We start from the raw sequence: 765 nt of genomic DNA, 5'->3' as shown, positions 1-765 counted from the left end.
CGCCGCGGCACGCGCCGCCACCCGGCCGGCGTCCCGGTCACGGCAGGCGGCCGGTGTGCTCGGTGGCCTCGCCATGCTCGGCTGGGCGGCCGGCACCGCCGAATTCGCCTGGGCCCGCATCGCGCCCGGTCCGCGCACCCCGGACGAGGTCGCCACGATGGTCGCGACCAGCGCGCTGATCCCGCCGCTGGCGGTCGTCCACTGGGTACGCGGCTGGTGGCGGGCCCGTGCACTGCCGGTCCGGGCCGGTCGCTGATGTTTACCTCCTTGTCGCAGGGCAACTGTTCGCCCATGTCATCCACCGGCCCCTCGCTCTACGACGCGGTGCTGCTCGACCGGGACGGCACGCTTGTCGAGGACGTGCCGTACAACGGGGATCGGGAGAAGGTGCGGCCGGTGCCGGGGGCGCGGGAGGCGTTGGACCGGTTGCGGGCGGCCGGGTTGCGGTTGGCCGTGGTGACCAACCAGTCGGGGTTGGCGCGGGGGTACTTCACCGCCGAGGACATGCGTCGGGTCCACGCCCGGGTCGAGGAGCTGCTCGGCCCGTTCGACCACTGGGCGATCTGCCCGCACGACGACGGAGATGGCTGCGTCTGTCGCAAGCCCGCACCGGGACTGGTGCACGAGGCGGCCGGCGCGCTCGGCACCGTCGCCACCCGCTGCGTGGTGGTCGGCGACATCGGGCGGGACATGACGGCGGCGCTGGCCGCCGGCGCCGCCGGCGTGCTGGTGCCCACAGCGGTCACCCGGCCCGAGGAGGTGGCC

General features: G+C 75.2%; 1 protein-coding gene and 1 pseudogene. Both read left to right on the top strand.

Going from position 1 to position 765, the window contains the following annotated elements; translation table 11 throughout:
- Window positions 1-256, top strand: a pseudogene (locus tag HUW36_RS33755) (transferase); the annotation flags it as partial.
- 35 nt (window positions 257-291) lie between these two features.
- The coding region (locus HUW36_RS33750) for a D-glycero-alpha-D-manno-heptose-1,7-bisphosphate 7-phosphatase (RefSeq protein ID WP_246248462.1) at window positions 292-765 on the top strand (474 nt) is incomplete at its 3' end.

The sequence above is a fragment of the Micromonospora maritima genome, assembly GCF_902825405.1.
Lineage (GTDB): Bacteria > Actinomycetota > Actinomycetes > Mycobacteriales > Micromonosporaceae > Micromonospora > Micromonospora maritima.
This window is presented reverse-complemented; position numbering and strand designations above follow the sequence as displayed.